This window comes from Mesorhizobium sp. M7A.F.Ca.ET.027.03.2.1 (assembly GCF_003999175.1).
Classification (GTDB): Bacteria; Pseudomonadota; Alphaproteobacteria; order Rhizobiales; family Rhizobiaceae; genus Mesorhizobium.
In genome coordinates this window covers 1-1,898 of the sequence record NZ_RZOM01001145.1, presented here as the reverse complement: position 1 = coordinate 1,898, position 1,898 = coordinate 1, and the positions used below count along the sequence as shown (strand labels likewise).

Sequence of the window (1,898 nt, the reverse complement as noted above, 5' to 3'; positions counted from 1 at the left end):
GTGTAGGAGTAGCCCGCCGAGGTGATGTGGCCGACGAGCTCGCCTTCGCGGTAGACGCCCTCGAAGGCGAACGCGCTCGCACCTTCGGTATCGATCGACAGCGTGGCGATCCGGCGTGTCACCTGCTTCTGTTTTGCGACCAGTGCGGCGCGGCCGATGAAGTCCCCTTTGTCGAGGCTGATGAATCGGTCGAGGCCGCTTTCCCAGGCTGACAATTCGGGGTTCATGTCGCGATACATGGCGCGGTAGGATTTATCGAGACGAAGCGATTCCAGCGCTTGAAGTCCGGCCAGCCTCAGCCCGTGTGCCTCTCCCGATGCCAGGAGCGCATCCAGCAAATGCCGCTGATAGCAGAGAGGATGATAGAGTTCCCATCCCAGTTCGCCCGAATAGTTGACGCGCAGGAGCCGTACGTCGCTGGCCATGCCGACGGTGCCGGACTGCACGCTGAACCATGGAAAGGCTTCATTGGAGAGGTCGATCTCCGTCAGCGGCTGCAATATGTCGCGCGCCTTCGGCCCAACCACCGTGAAGCTGCCGCGATCCTCCGTGACGTTGCGCAGATGCACGCTGCCGTCTTTCGGCAACAGCCGGCTGAGATCGTCAAGGTTCCAGCGCTCTGCGCGCGGCGTCGATATGAGATAGAACAGGTCGCTGTGCAGCCGCGCCACCACATACTCGGCCTGCACGCCGCCGGCTGGCGTCAGGTGATGGGCAAGACCGACACGACCGGAACGCGGCAGTCTGTTGGCCAGGATTCCGTCGAGCCAGTCCTTGGCGCCCGGCCCGCCGACCTCGAACTTGGTCATGGGAGTCATCTCGACCAGCCCAGCGGCCTGGCGGACAGCCTGAACCTCCGCGGCGACGTGGTTCCCTTTGGGGGTCCAGCGCCAGCTGTAGACATTGCGCGCTTCGACACCGGCAGGCGCAAACCAGCTCGGCATCTCCCAGCCGTTCAACACATCCCACACCGCGCCGAGCTGGCTTAGGCGATCATAGGACGGGGCCGTTTTCTGCGGTCGCGCCGCCGGCATGTCCTGGCCAGGATAGTGCTGTGCGGCGTGGGTGCCCCAGGCTTCCCGGACCTTTGCCCGGGTCCAGTTTTTGTTTGCATAGTGGCCGAACCGACGGGGATCCAGCTCCGCCGTGTCGATGCTGTTGCCACCCTCCACGATCCGTTCGGAGAGGTAATAGCCAATCGCACCACCCCAAAGGATGCCTCCCGGCACCCCTTCGGCGAGCCAGACATTCTCCAGGCCCCACGCCTGCCCCATCAGCGGCAGTTCATCGGCCGTCATCTGGAAAGGTCCTCGCACATTCCGCTTGATGCCGGCGCGTCCGAGCGCGGGGACCAGTTCGGTCGCGCGTTCCCAGTTCCAGGACACGGCATCGAAATCCTCATCGAGCAGATCGGCGCCGAACCATTCCGGGACGCCGTTTTCAGCGAACAGCTTGAGCTGCTCGGTGCGCTCGTAGGGACCGAACATCAGCCCGTCGCCTTCTTCGCGCAGATAGCCCTCGTAACCCTCGTCCCTGAGGATCGGCATTTCCGGAAGACCAAGCCGCTTGCGTTCCACAATTTCGGGGACCGCCTCGGTGATCCAGTACTGATGCAGGATCGGGATCGCGGGAATGTCCAGGCCAAGCATGGCGCCGGTCTGGCGGGCGTAATTGCCTGTTGCAAGGATGACATGTTCACAGACGATCTCGCCGCGTAAGGTCTTGACCCTCCACTCGCCGCTCGGCATGCGTTCGAAGCCCACAACCTCGGTATCGAGATGGATCTTCGCGCCGAGGTCGCGTGCACCCTTGGCCATGGCCTGGGTGACATCGGCGGGTGCGATGTGGCCGTCATCGGGATGATAAAGGGCACCCAGCATGCTGTTGTTGTCGAGCAG

General features: G+C 63.3%; 1 protein-coding gene. It reads right to left on the bottom strand.

The features are described from left to right. The coding region (locus EN750_RS32220) for an FAD-dependent oxidoreductase (RefSeq protein ID WP_145968121.1) at positions 1 to 1,898 on the bottom strand (1,898 nt) is incomplete at both ends.